Origin of the sequence: Oceanobacter antarcticus (genome assembly GCF_044962685.1) — a bacterium.
GTDB classification, from domain to species: domain Bacteria; phylum Pseudomonadota; class Gammaproteobacteria; order Pseudomonadales; family Oceanobacteraceae; genus Oceanobacter; species Oceanobacter antarcticus.
Genome location: NZ_JBBKTX010000111.1, coordinates 1 through 243, shown reverse-complemented (window position 1 = coordinate 243; position 243 = coordinate 1). Strand labels below are relative to the sequence as shown.

At 50.2% G+C, this 243-nt stretch carries 1 protein-coding gene; it reads left to right on the top strand.

What is annotated here, in order from left to right:
* Window positions 1-98: 98 nt before the first annotated feature.
* A partial coding sequence (locus tag WG929_RS21140; RefSeq protein ID WP_416207642.1) for an IS66 family transposase zinc-finger binding domain-containing protein occupies window positions 99-243 on the top strand: 145 nt, incomplete at its 3' end.

Below are 243 nucleotides of genomic sequence, written 5' to 3'. Positions count from 1 at the left end.
TGCCCCTGGCTGAAACACCAAAGCCCGTTAAAAAAACATCCGGCCGTAAGCCTTTACCGGCTGAATTACCCCGTGTACGCATTGAACATGATCTTCCTTTGGCCGATAAAATCTGCGCCTGTGGTTGCACCAAAAAACACATCGGCGAAGACACCAGCGAGCAATTGGATATTATTCCGGCGGTGGTTCAAGTCTTGGTGCATGCACGACAAAAATACGTTTGCGAAGCCTGTGAAAGCGGCG